This is a genomic window from Yeosuana sp. (assembly GCF_057126245.1).
In genome coordinates this window covers 1-12,354 of sequence record NZ_DBNGMQ010000063.1, presented here as the reverse complement: position 1 = coordinate 12,354, position 12,354 = coordinate 1, and the positions used below count along the sequence as shown (strand labels likewise).

Genomic DNA, 12,354 nt, shown 5'->3' with positions numbered 1-12,354 from the left:
TAAAGCTTATAAATAAAACATAACATACCACATATGACAATTTTAGACGGAAAAAAAGTTAGTAACGATATTAAAAATGAAATCGCTGCTGAGGTAAAAAAAATGAAAGACCGAGGTGAAAAAGTACCTCATTTAGGGGCTATTATTGTTGGAAATGATGGTGCGAGTTTAACATATGTTGGTAGTAAGGTAAAAGCCTGTGAACGCGTAGGATTTGAGTCAACCTTAGTTAAAATGTCGAATACAACAAGTGAAATTGAACTGCTAGATAAAATTGAAGAACTTAACAATAATGACGAAATTGATGGTTATATTGTTCAATTGCCTTTGCCTCCGCAAATCGATACTCAAAAAGTCTTATTGGCGGTAAATCCTGATAAGGATGTTGATGGTTTTCACCCAACCAACTTTGGTAAAATGGCCTTAGATATGTCCACGTTTATTCCAGCAACTCCTTTTGGAATTTTAGAATTGTTAGATCGATACGATGTTGAAACTAAAGGAAAACATACGGTCGTTATTGGTCGTTCCCATATTGTAGGTCGCCCAATGAGTATTTTAATGGGTAGAAAAGGATTTCCGGGAAATTCAACGGTTACGTTAACCCATAGTCACACGAAAAACATAACTCAAATTACATCACAAGCAGATATTATTATTTCAGCTTTAGGAGTGCCAAACTTTTTGAAAGCCGAAATGGTAAAAGATGATGCTGTAATTATTGATGTTGGTATTACAAGAGTTGCTGACGATTCTGCACCTCGAGGTTATGTTATTACGGGTGATGTTGATTTTGAAAATGTTAGTAAAAAAGCAAGTTTTATAACGCCGGTTCCTGGTGGCGTTGGGCCAATGACCATTGCTATGCTCTTAAAAAACACCTTATTAGCAAGAGAGAGGCAACATCTACGTAAATAATTTACTAAGAAAATTAGATGTTTTTAATTTCATATTAATTAACTACCTTTTTAAAAATTTTATATCATTATGAAATATTTAAAATGGGTAATGATTCTCTTATGTCTTTCTCTATGCAACTGCAAGACAGAATTGCAAACTAAACTTTTTTTAAACGTTAATTTATCGGATAGTTTATCCCATCAAAACTTTGATGGTAGACTTTTGTTAATACTTGCGGACAATGATGATTCCGAACCTCGTTTTCAAGTTAGTGAAGGTTTAAATGCACAACCAATTTTTGGCTTGAATGTTGAAAATTGGACTGGAGAACAAGCTAAGAATTTTGATGATTCTGTTTTTGGATTTCCTTATGATCAATTATCCAAAATTAAACCGGGATCGTATTATGTGCAAGCCGTTTTGCATACCTATGAAACATTTAATTTATCAACGGGACATCAAGTAAAATTACCCATGGATAATGGGGAAGGACAGCACTGGAATACATCTCCAGGTAATTTATATAGCACACCAATTAAAATTTCTATTTCCGATAAGGGTATTCAATCATTTAATATTGTTTTAAATAATGTAATTCCGAAGATTGAAGAACCTAAAGATACGGAGTGGGTCAAACATATTAAAATGAAGTCTGAATTGCTTTCAGAGTTTTGGGGACGAGATATATATCTTGGAGCACATATTCTTTTGCCAAAAGGATTTAATGAGCATCCTGAGGCTAAATACCCGTTGATGGTTTTTCAAGGACATTTCCCTTCAGATTTTGGAGGGTTTAGAACGGTGCCGCCAGATGAAAACTTAGAGCCTGATTATTCAGAGAGATTTCATGTTAACGAATATAATATCATTGATCAGCAAGAAGCTTATAATTTTTACAAAAGATGGAATGAACCAGATTTTCCAAGGTTTTTAATTATAGAGATTCAACATCCAACTCCTTATTATGATGATTCTTATGCCGTTAATTCTGCTAATCAAGGCCCATATGGGGATGCCTTAACGTATGAACTTATACCATATATAGAAAAACTTTTTAGAGGACAAGGCGAAGGTTGGTCTCGGTTTTTGTATGGTGGTTCAACAGGTGGTTGGGAAGCTTTAGCTGTCCAAGTTACATACCCTGAAGAATATAATGGATGCTTTGCTGCATGTCCTGATCCTATTGATTTTAGGGCGTATTGTTTGACAAATATTTATGAACAGGAAAACGCCTATTATTCTAAAAGTAATCATAAAAAAATTGAGGTACCTGATCATAGAGATTATTTAGGGAATATTAGTTCAACCGTAAGAGAAACTAATCATTTAGAATTGGTTTTAGGAGATAATTCGAGGTCGGGTGGGCAGTTTGATATTTGGGAAGCTACTTATTCTCCTCAAGGAAAAGATGGTTATCCTGTTAGGCTTTGGGATAAAATGTCTGGAAAAATAAATCATGAGGTAGCGGAATATTGGAAAGAAAATTATGATTTAAGATATATTTTAGAGCGCGATTGGTCTAAATTAGGTGAAAAGTTAAGAGGTAAAATTCATATTTATTGTGGTGATATGGATAATTATTATTTAAATAATGCCGTGTATTTAATGGAGGATTTTTTAGAAAGTACAACAGAACCTTATTACGAAGGTGAAGTAGATTACGGGGATAGGGCAGAGCATTGTTGGAATGGAGATCACGAGAATCCAAATTATATTTCTAGATTACGCTATAACAGCATGTACGTTCCTAAAATCATGAAACGAATTTTGCAAACGGCACCAGCTGATGCCGATTTAACAAGTTGGAGATATCAATAGATTTATTTTGCAAATAGTTGAGTTAAATCTTTAAAAGCTTTAAATTCTAGAGCATTGCCTGCAGGATCATAAAAAAACATGGTAGCTTGTTCACCCACTTGTCCTTCAAAACGAATATAAGGTTCTATAACAAATTGAATGTTTTTGGATGTTAAATGGTCTGCAAAGGTTTGAAAATCATTCCAAGGTAAAACAACACCAAAATGAGGTACAGGTACATCTTTTCCATCTACACGATTTGTATGCAATACTTCAACAGATTTTGGTTTAAAATGAATCACCAATTGATGTCCAAAAAAATTAAAATCAACCCAATTCGCGCTGCTACGGCCTTCTTCGCAGCCTAAAATGTCTCGATAAAATTTTCTGCATTCTGTTAAATTGTGCACGGGAATAGCTAAATGAAAAGGTGAAATAGTTGGCATAATCTATTGAGGTTTGTTGTTTTTTCTTTTAATGGATTCACTATAAGTTTTGGTAGAATCTTCAATTAAAACATTAAGTTCTTTTAGTTCTTCTTTGGTTAATTCTCTATAGTCTCCCAATGGCATGTCGAGCTTTATATTCATAATCCTAACACGTTTTAGGGTTTCAACTTCGTAATTTAAATATTCGCACATACGGCGTATTTGTCGGTTCAAGCCTTGTGTTAATATGATTTTGAATTCATAAGTACTTAGTTTTTCGACCTTACATTTTTTGGTAGTACGATTTAATTCAGTTAGGGGTATACCACCAGACATTCTTTCAATAAAGGTTTGTGAGATAGGTTTATCAACCTTTACAATGTATTCTTTTTCATGATTATTGCTGGCACGAAGAATTTTATTTACAATATCACCATCATCCGTAAGAAGAATTAAACCTTCACTTGGTTTATCAAGTCTCCCAATAGGAAAAATGCGTTTTGGATACTTAATAAAATCGATAATATTATCTTTTTCAACGGACGTATCGGTGGTGCAAACAATGCCAACAGGTTTGTTAAACGCTAAATAAACAAAAGATTCTTTCGTGTTTTCTATCGGTTTTCCGTCGACCGCTACAACGTCATATTGGCTGATTTTTGTTCCCATTTCAGGAACTTCACCATTAATAGTGACACGTCCGGCATCAATAAGTTTGTCTGCTTCTCTGCGTGAACAGTAACCTACTTCGCTTAAAAATTTATTAATTCGTTTTAAGGATTCTTCCATAGTACAAAGATAAGAAGTTTAATGTTCAAGAAACTCCGAAACATGCAATGTTACTGTTTTATCATTAAGTGAATGTCCCAAACCTTTTGTGGTTATTAGTTCACTATTTTTATAATTCTTCTTAATAAGGAGCGCATCGTTATAAGGAATGATGTCATCGTCTTCATCATGAATAATTAGACCTTTTAAATGAATAGTTTTAATATACGACGCTGTAGAAAATGATTCAGGAAGTGCCCCAAAGCGTTCTAAAACAATAGCATCTATTTGATTTATAATACGTTGATTATAATTTAGCATATCGGTGTATTGTTTCAACACATTTGTAAATTCTGAAGGTGTCCCTAGAAGAACCAATTTTTTTAAACTATTTAATCGATATTTATGCTGAAAAAAAACGGTGGCCATACCGCCAACCGAATGGCCTATAATGATATCTGGTTTAAAGGTTTTAGCTGCTTCATTTATGAATTCTGCGAACAAAATAGCATTGAAATACGGGCTCCCTGAATTGCCATGAGCAGGTGCATCTAAACAAATAATGTTATAGTTTTTGTCTTTTAAGTGATTTATAAGAGGTTCCCACCTTCCGGAATTACTTTCCCATCCATGAACCAACAGTACGGTTTGTTTATTTCCAGACCATTGGTAGGTCATTATCTCATTAGAATTATAATAAAGAACTTTCTTAATAGATGTATTTAAAAAATCAGACTGTATTTTAGTGATTTGACCATTTCTTGGTTTCGAAAATAAGGATAGGGCTTTATCTGCTGCGTAGCTTTTTGAGATATAACTTAAACCATTAATTGTTAAACCGACAAGTTTTACAAATGTAGATGCCATTAATCTTCTCTGTTAACATGGTCTATTGAAAAAGCAGGTTTGCAAATCGCTAAATACTCACAAGGTTCTGTAAATGGATTAGAATATTGAACTCTGGTATTTTTTTTAATTTTAATAGATTGTCCCGCTTCTAATACAACCGTCTCTTCTTCTATAATAAATTGTTTTTTTCCTTTAATGATAAATGTGTATTCTTCAAATTCAGGTGTTTGAAATGGTTCGCTCCAACCAGCAGGTGCAATCATATGGGCAATGCTTATTTTAGAGTTCCCATCAGAAGCCAGTCCGAAATGTTCTTTGATTATTTTTCCATCTGTTGTTGGTACAACAAAAGGGTTGTTTTGAATGGTATATTTTTTCATCACTATGTTATTCTTTTTTCATAGGTTTTCTTTTAATCATACCACCTTTTAAATCTTTCACGGTGCCCATGACTATAAACGCATTTCTGTCAATTTTATCTATTTCAGTTTGCAATTTTGCTAGTTCCAGACGTGTAACCACCGTGTAGATAATATCTTTATCATAGCTTTCTTTATGTTTGCCAAATCCTCCTTTTCCTGCATATATAGTACAAGCTCGTTGTAACTTTTCAATAAGCATCGTTCGAATGGCTTTATGCTCGTTAGAAATAATAGTAACACCTACGTATTCTTCAACACCATCTACAACAAAGTCTACGGTTTTAGCCGCAGCTAAATATGTTAGGATAGCGTACAAAGCTGTCTCAATAGACAAAATATAGGCGCCAAACGAAAAAATAATAATGTTGATAAGAAGTAAAACATCACCAATGGTTAAAGATAATTTTCGACTTAAATAAATAGCCAGTACTTCGGTGCCATCAATCACGCTGCCGCCTCTCATAGACATACCAATACCTAATCCTAAAAAGAAACCACCAAAAACGGCAATAAGTAACTTGTCTTCTGTTATTATGGGATAATTAACAAAATGTACAACGATAGCCAATAGCGTAATTGCTATGATACTTTTAATGGCAAATTTTAAATGAATGGTTTTAATGGCCAGCATTAAAAAAGGAAGGTTTACTAATACTAATAATATACCTAAATCAAGTGTGGTAATGTTTCCAAGTAGTAGTGAAATACCCGTCGCTCCGCCATCAATAAACTTGTTTGGTAATAAAAAACCTTTTAAACCAAAACCTGCTGAAAACACACCAATAATTATAAAAATATAATCTTGAACAGCATGAGTTAATTCCACCTGAAGATTGTTTACAACAGGAATTATCTCTTTATTACTTATCGCTTTAGAACCCTTTTTTGACGCTATTCTTTTACGAGCAACATCTATTAATATTTTTGAGATAAATGGATTCATTATGTTTATTTCTATTTAGTTTTATTCCAATTCAAGAAGAAATATTTGATTTTGGCGTTATCAGGGATATGAGTGGCTTCAATTTTTAAAGCTCTATCAAAACGTAAATTAGCCGGTAATTCTTCTTTACTAATGGTAAATGACGCATTAATTTCATTAACGCTTATAACGATTGTGTTAATTAAATTATCTATTCTCGTTATTTTATAATTGTTATTGATGTCCTTAAATGTGCTTAATATAGAAAGTTTTTTTTCTGTTTGAAATCGGCTATCATTAATGCGAACACTTTGTATATATGAGGTTGAATCATTTGGTTGACGCGGACTAATACTTAAAAGTTTTTTTCCATAGTTGTCAAAAACATCAATATCGTTAATGATCCCTGTGAAATCATTACTGTTATAATTTACCAAAGAATCATTAATGTAAATAGTTTTAAGATCTTTTACTTGCGTTGAGTCTGTAAGTAAGCCAATATTGTGTTTGGTTATTTGGAAAGGGTTTTGTTCTTCTTTACAACTTGAAACGATGATAAGAATTAGAATTGTAAATAAAAATGATTTATACATGTGGGACAATGAATTTATTGTTTAATTGATTTTTTTAATGTAAACTATTTTTTTAAGACTTTCGTTAAAATCCCAAAAACACTTCTTATAAAGGTGGCGCTCGTTAATACTTTAACCACAGGATTCATAGCAGTGCTTCGTCTTCTGGAGCTTGTTTTGGTTCGTTGTTTTGATTCTGCCTTTTGAAGTGCTTCTTTTTCCTGTCGTGCTTTTTCTTTGGCTTCTTCAGCTTCAGCTTTTTCTATTTTTTCGTTAAGCATTTCATAAGCGCTTTCTCTATCAATAGTTTCGTTGTACTTTTTAACTAGTTTTGATTTTGAAAGCAAATTACTTAATTCGTTTTCCGTTAAAACATCCATTCTACTCATTGGTGCACGCATCATGGTGGCGGCCAATGGTGTTGGTCGTCCTTTTTCGTCCAAAGCCGACACTAAAGCTTCACCAATACCGAGTGATGTGAGTACTTCGGTGGTGTCATAATACTCAGAATCAGGATAGTTTTGTGCGGTCAATTTTATGGCTTTTCTATCTTTTGCCGTAAACGCTCTTAGCGCATGCTGTATTTTTAAGCCTAATTGTCCCAAAACAGCTTCAGGGACATCAGTTGGATTTTGAGTTACAAAATAGAGACCAACACCTTTACTTCTAATTAACTTAACAATACTTTCTATTTGATTGAGTAGTGGTTTTGAAGCTTCATTAAAAATTAAATGAGCCTCATCAATAAATATAATAAGTTCTGGCCGGTCGCTATCACCTTGTTCAGGAAATGTAGAATAAATTTCAGCCAATAAACTTAACATAAAGGTTGAGAATAATTTAGGCCTATCTTGAATGTCTGTTAGCCTCATGATATTAATATAACCACGACCTTCTTCGTTAATTCTCAATAAATCCTCAACATCAAAAGAGGTTTCACCAAAAAATAAATCAGCTCCTTGCTGCTCAAGCTCTATAATTTTTCTTAAAACAGCACCGGTAGAAGCCGTAGAAATTCTACCATAAGCACCGTCAAATTCTTCTTTACCTTCCTGGGTGGCGTATTGTAAAATCTTTTTAAAATCTTTTAAATCGAGAATAGGCATTTTATTATTGTCGCAATACTGAAAAATAACAGCGACAACGCCAGCTTGCGTTTCAGATAAATCTAAAATCCTTGAAAGTAAAACAGGGCCAAATTCACTAACGGTAGCTCTTAGACGAACACCGTCTTGTTCTGATAAGGTTAAAATCTCAACAGGAAACGATTTCGATTCAAATGGAAGTCCTATTTTTTCATGGCGCTCATCAATCTTTACATGTCCCGGACTTGGCTGCGCCAAACCACTTAAATCACCTTTAATGTCCATAAGTAACACTGGAATGCCTTTGTCACTTAAATTTTCAGCTAGAACCTGTAATGATTTTGTTTTTCCTGTACCTGTTGCACCTGCAATTAATCCATGACGATTTAGTGTTTTTAAAGGAATTTTCACATGCGCTCCTGTAATGGTTTCACCGTCTAACATAGCCGCTCCAACAGGGATAAAATCGCCTTTGGTAGTATTGCCATCCATTATATATTTGAAAAAGGCGTCTTTATTACTCATTCTTGATAATTTTGTATAAAAATAACTATTCCTATTGAATTCATACAAACAAGGTGCATAAAACTATCAACATTTAGTAAGCAAAATACTATCTTTGCACACTTATGCAAAAAGAGATTCAAAATTTAGTTGATAAAGGGGAAATGCTACCTTTAATGGAGGAGTTTTATACCATTCAAGGTGAAGGATTCCATAAAGGAACTGCCGCTTATTTTATTAGAGTTGGTGGTTGTGATGTGGGTTGTCATTGGTGTGACGTTAAAGAAAGTTGGAATGCCGATTTACATCCACCAACACGTGCTATGACGATTGTTGAAAATGCTAAAAAATATAGTGATACCATCGTAATTACTGGCGGTGAACCTTTAACATGGGATATGACATTTTTAACATCAAAGTTAAAAGCTGAAGGTTTGAAAGTACATATTGAAACATCAGGCGCCTACAAATTAACCGGAATCTGGGATTGGATTTGCTTGTCGCCTAAAAAGTTAAAGTTGCCAACCAAAGAAGTCTACGAAAGGGCAGATGAATTAAAAGTAATTATTTACAATAAAGATGATTTTAGGTTTGCAGAAGAACAAGCGGCTAAGGTGAATAAAAATTGCATTTTATACATGCAACCTGAGTGGAGTAAACGAGATAAAGTAATTCCTGAAATCGTTGATTACGTAATGAAAAACCCAAAATGGAAAGTGTCACTTCAAACACATAAATATTTAAATATTCCATAAAAAAAACGCCATGGAATTACAAGGCGTTTTTTTATAAAAGATAAATGAATTTTATTTTGTAAAAGGTACGGCAACTCTGGTAGTTCCCCAACCTAAATGCATATGTACGCCATTGTCAGATTTTTCAAAAGCAATTGAAAACGCTTCAAGAGATTCTTTTCCAGTTGAAACAGGAACAGATAATCTCGCCACATCATTCGCTTCATTATAAAAATAAGAACCCCAAACATTAAGGTCTTTGCTAATTATCGCTGTCCATTCTTTGTCCCCAGGAATTACATAAAATGTATATGTTCCAGCTTTAATATTAGTGTCTCCTAATTTCATGTCGGTATAAAGTGTAAGTTCGGCAGCTTCGTTTGCTCCAGTTCTCCAAACCTTTCCATTAGGTGCTAAGTCACTTAACTTTCTGTCATTTAATTGAGGTCGGCTATAAACTATTTTTATTAGTTTATCAGCTACTTTATAGTTTGCTGGAAATGCCGCAGCATCCATAGGGCTTTTATCTAAGCCTTTAAATTCTTGTGCCGTTACATTAATAGCTAATAGCATTAAAATGCTAAAGGTTAAAGTTGTAATTCGATTTAAATGTTTCATCTTATGTTTTGTTTTTTATTTCGTCTAAAAATAGCAAATTACGCATTGAACTTTCTTAATGTTTTATTAAATATCATATGTGTAAGGTAATATTGAAGATTTTTATAAATTTGAATAAATTCATTAATTTATAATTACATATTATATAAATAATTACATTATGTGTTTTATATTGTAATCATTTATTGTGTATATGTTTTTAAATACATATCATATAACCACATTTGCATCAATAATTAGAATATAAATTAAACTCATTAAAAAAATATAAAGTTATGTGCGGAATTGTATGTGCATTTGATTTAAAGCAGCAGTCAGAAGAATTAAGACCACAATTATTAGAAATGTCTAAAAAAGTTCGTCATCGTGGACCAGATTGGAGTGGGATTTATAGTAACGATAAGGCTATTTTAACGCATGAGCGATTGTCTATTGTAGATCCTGCTTCAGGAAAGCAGCCATTGTTTAGCGAAGATAAAAAACTTGTCTTGGCAGCTAATGGTGAAATTTATAATCACCGTGAATTACGTAAACAATTTGAAGGTACTTATAATTTTCAAACACAAAGTGACTGCGAAGTTATTTTGGCTTTATATAAAGAAAAAGGAGTGAGTTTTATTGATGAAATGAATGGTATTTTCGGGTTTGCCATTTATGATGTTGAAAAAGACGAATATTTTGTAGCTCGAGATCATATGGGTATTATTCCATTATACATTGGTTGGGATGAAAACGGTACGTTCTATGTGGCTTCAGAATTAAAAGCCTTGGAAGGTGTTTGTACAAAAATTGAATTATTTCCTCCAGGACATTATTTGTCTAGTAAAGATGGCCAATTTGTAAAATGGTATGTTAGAGAATGGGTGGAATTTGATGCGGTTAAAGACAACGAAACCAGTATTAAAGCTGTAAAAGAAGCTCTTGAAGCGGCTGTTCATAGACAATTAATGAGTGACGTGCCTTATGGCGTATTGTTATCTGGTGGATTAGATTCTTCAGTCACATCCGCCATAGCAAAAAAATATGCTCAAAAACGTATTGAATCTGATGATGTGTCTGATGCATGGTGGCCACAATTACATTCCTTTTCGGTGGGGTTAGAAGGGTCTCCTGATTTAGCGGCGGCTCAAAAAGTGGCAGACCATATTGGAACGGTTCATCATGAAATAAAATTCACGATCCAAGAAGGATTAGACGCCATAAAAGATGTTATATATAACCTTGAAACCTATGATGTCACTACGATTAGAGCATCAACCCCTATGTATTTGATGGCGCGTGTTATTAAATCTATGGGAATAAAAATGGTGTTATCTGGCGAAGGTGCCGATGAGTTGTTTGGAGGGTATTTATATTTTCACAAAGCACCAAATGCAAGGGAGTTTCATGAAGAAACGGTTCGTAAGTTAAGTAAGCTTCATATGTACGATTGTTTGCGTGCTAATAAAAGTTTGGCAGCTTGGGGTATTGAAGGACGTGTGCCATTTTTAGATAAAGAATTTATGGATGTTGCTATGCGAATCAATCCTCAGGATAAAATGATTAATGGTGAACGTATGGAAAAATGGGTTGTAAGAAAGGCTTTTGAGGATATGCTGCCAGCAAGTGTTGCTTGGAGACAAAAAGAGCAATTTTCGGATGGTGTTGGTTATAGTTGGATTGATACTTTGAAAGAAGTTGTCGCCACCGAAGTGACTGATGAGCAGTTGGCAAATGCAAAATATAAGTTTCCAATACAAACACCAACAAGTAAAGAGGAGTTTTATTACCGTTCAATTTTTGCAGATCATTTCCCAAGTGATGCCGCTGCTTTGAGCGTACCTCAAGAGGCGAGTGTTGCTTGTAGTACTCAAATTGCATTAGAGTGGGATGAAGCATTTAAAAACATGAACGATCCAAGCGGTAGAGCCGTTGCTAATGTGCACGATGATGCTTATGTAAAGTCTTAACTAAAACTTATGACATAAAAAAAAGCCTGTTTTATATAGGCTTTTTTTTATTTTATTAAGAAACAAAAATGGTTTATTCCACAGTCATCACACGTTCGTATAAAATACGGTATTCAAATCCGTCTGGAAGAATGTCATTCATCTTAGATTTTGATAATATGTCTGCCTAGGGGTTGTCAGAATTATTTGCATCCATTGTTGTGAATCTTAGTTGTTCCATAGCGTTAGACAACTTATTAAAGCCATCCCAGGTCATTACTGTAAATCTGTCTTGATTTCCTGAAGGATATATTACAGAGGCCATTCCCTAGGCAGTCATCCCGTTCCCAGTTTTAATGTTATTGGTATGAAAAGGTTTCCAAAGGGTTCTGTTTTCTTCAATAAACGCACCAACGTCAGTTGGTTTGGCATAATTAACAATGCAGTACTTGTAATCGCCTTCCATAAAGTCTTCCAATTGAATATAATAATCAAAAGTGAGCGTGGTAAAAGAATTCGTTTCTACTTCGCCTGGTTTTACTGCACCTAAAGCACTTAAATTATCGCCCCATGCATCGTTATCGTCTAATTGTTTTAAATTGTTATAAGAATTTACAAAAACATAATTAGGCGCATCAACTTTGGTAACGCCTATTTTTCTCCATAAGGTCCATCCACTAAGTTGACCTATATCAATAGTAGCTTTTGCTACTTTAGACCAGTGTTTGGTCTCTCTCTCAACGAATTTTGCGTCTTCACTTTGAGGAACATGTCGATACTGTAAATAAGAAATTTGGGAAAATGATACACTGGTAAACAGCAGTACA

Annotated in this window: 14 protein-coding genes; 4 read left to right on the top strand and 10 right to left on the bottom strand. The window is 33.9% G+C overall.

Features of this window, described 5'->3' with window-relative positions:
• Positions 1-33 precede the first annotated feature (33 nt).
• Together AC15TD_RS07505 and AC15TD_RS07500 are read left to right on the top strand one after the other, a co-directional pair.
• Positions 34-918, top strand: coding sequence for a bifunctional 5,10-methylenetetrahydrofolate dehydrogenase/5,10-methenyltetrahydrofolate cyclohydrolase (locus AC15TD_RS07505; protein ID WP_484451520.1), 885 nt, complete (start codon positions 34-36; stop codon positions 916-918).
• Positions 919-1,050: 132 nt separating this feature from the next.
• The gene (locus AC15TD_RS07500) at positions 1,051-2,718 is read left to right on the top strand and encodes an alpha/beta hydrolase-fold protein (RefSeq protein WP_484451519.1); all 1,668 of its coding nucleotides are present in this window, start codon (positions 1,051-1,053) and stop codon (positions 2,716-2,718) included.
• A gap of 2 nt (positions 2,719-2,720) precedes the next feature.
• On the opposite strand, the gene AC15TD_RS07495 is transcribed toward AC15TD_RS07500, so the two are convergent.
• Genes AC15TD_RS07495 through AC15TD_RS07465 form a run of 7 tightly spaced genes read right to left on the bottom strand, consistent with a single transcriptional unit; the run spans position 2,721 to position 8,268 of the window.
• Positions 2,721-3,143 carry a VOC family protein gene (locus AC15TD_RS07495; RefSeq protein WP_484451518.1) on the bottom strand — a complete coding sequence of 141 codons (423 nt, stop codon included), beginning with the start codon at positions 3,141-3,143 and terminating at the stop codon, positions 2,721-2,723.
• Between the two features lie 3 nt (positions 3,144-3,146).
• A complete protein-coding gene (rluF, locus tag AC15TD_RS07490; RefSeq protein ID WP_484451517.1) occupies positions 3,147-3,914 on the bottom strand; it encodes a 23S rRNA pseudouridine(2604) synthase RluF in 768 nt (255 codons plus the stop codon).
• 18 nt (positions 3,915-3,932) lie between these two features.
• Positions 3,933-4,760: an alpha/beta hydrolase gene (locus tag AC15TD_RS07485; protein WP_484451516.1), complete on the bottom strand. Its 828-nt coding sequence runs from the start codon at positions 4,758-4,760 to the stop codon at positions 3,933-3,935.
• Positions 4,760-5,122, bottom strand: a complete 363-nt coding sequence (locus AC15TD_RS07480; protein ID WP_484451515.1) for a cupin domain-containing protein — start codon at positions 5,120-5,122, stop codon at positions 4,760-4,762. The genes AC15TD_RS07485 and AC15TD_RS07480 overlap by 1 nt, the downstream gene beginning before the upstream one ends.
• Before the next feature lie 7 nt (positions 5,123-5,129).
• Positions 5,130-6,107, bottom strand: a complete 978-nt coding sequence (locus AC15TD_RS07475; protein ID WP_484451514.1) for a YitT family protein — start codon at positions 6,105-6,107, stop codon at positions 5,130-5,132.
• Between the two features lie 11 nt (positions 6,108-6,118).
• Positions 6,119-6,679: a hypothetical protein gene (locus AC15TD_RS07470; RefSeq protein WP_484451513.1), complete on the bottom strand. Its 561-nt coding sequence runs from the start codon at positions 6,677-6,679 to the stop codon at positions 6,119-6,121.
• Positions 6,680-6,723: 44 nt separating this feature from the next.
• Positions 6,724-8,268 (bottom strand): helicase HerA-like domain-containing protein, encoded by a 1,545-nt coding sequence (locus AC15TD_RS07465; protein WP_484451512.1) that lies wholly within the window; start codon positions 8,266-8,268, stop codon positions 6,724-6,726.
• A gap of 104 nt (positions 8,269-8,372) precedes the next feature.
• Here AC15TD_RS07465 and AC15TD_RS07460 point away from each other — a divergent pair, with 104 nt between their 5' ends.
• On the top strand, positions 8,373-9,002 hold the full coding sequence (locus AC15TD_RS07460) for a 7-carboxy-7-deazaguanine synthase QueE (RefSeq protein WP_484451511.1): 630 nt from the start codon (positions 8,373-8,375) through the stop codon (positions 9,000-9,002).
• A gap of 51 nt (positions 9,003-9,053) precedes the next feature.
• On the opposite strand, the gene AC15TD_RS07455 is transcribed toward AC15TD_RS07460, so the two are convergent.
• Positions 9,054-9,599, bottom strand: a complete 546-nt coding sequence (locus AC15TD_RS07455; protein ID WP_484451510.1) for a DUF2911 domain-containing protein — start codon at positions 9,597-9,599, stop codon at positions 9,054-9,056.
• Between the two features lie 275 nt (positions 9,600-9,874).
• Here AC15TD_RS07455 and asnB point away from each other — a divergent pair, with 275 nt between their 5' ends.
• Entirely contained in the window at positions 9,875-11,548 is a 1,674-nt protein-coding gene (gene asnB, locus AC15TD_RS07450; protein ID WP_484451509.1) for an asparagine synthase B, read from the top strand.
• Positions 11,549-11,714: 166 nt separating this feature from the next.
• Here asnB and AC15TD_RS07445 read toward each other — a convergent pair whose 3' ends face one another.
• Together AC15TD_RS07445 and AC15TD_RS07440 are read right to left on the bottom strand one after the other, a co-directional pair.
• On the bottom strand, positions 11,715-11,852 hold the full coding sequence (locus AC15TD_RS07445) for a hypothetical protein (RefSeq protein WP_484451508.1): 138 nt from the start codon (positions 11,850-11,852) through the stop codon (positions 11,715-11,717).
• A 3-nt stretch (positions 11,853-11,855) separates the two neighbouring features.
• Positions 11,856-12,354 (bottom strand): hypothetical protein (locus AC15TD_RS07440; RefSeq protein WP_484451507.1); only part of this gene is annotated, 499 nt, incomplete at its 5' end.